The organism is uncultured Sunxiuqinia sp. (assembly GCF_947495665.1).
Taxonomy (GTDB): domain Bacteria; phylum Bacteroidota; class Bacteroidia; order Bacteroidales; family Prolixibacteraceae; genus Sunxiuqinia; species Sunxiuqinia rutila.
In genome coordinates, this window is sequence record NZ_CANLZV010000069.1 from 1 (window position 1) to 203 (window position 203).

Here is a 203-nt window from a genome sequence, read left to right on the forward strand (position 1 = left end):
CGAACCGTGGAATCCTGAACCGTGTACTGATACACAATCTCCTGAACATTCTCATTGGCTTCTTCGGCACTGCTGCCCCGTGATTTCTTGCGAATCAGAATCACAAAGTCATCCGTGTTGCTGCGTTCAACATCCAGCCGGGGGTTACCCAGCAAAATCGATTTTCCATCCTCTGAAACCACCTTCATGCGATCCAGGTCCAT

Annotated in this window: 1 protein-coding gene; it reads right to left on the reverse strand. The window is 49.8% G+C overall.

Annotated features, from left to right (window positions below; all coding sequences use genetic code 11):
- Nucleotides 1–188, reverse strand: a 188-nt coding sequence (locus Q1A18_RS19075) for a hypothetical protein (RefSeq protein ID WP_299584763.1), incomplete at its 3' end; no start/stop codon positions are given.
- Nucleotides 189–203: the final 15 nt, after the last annotated feature.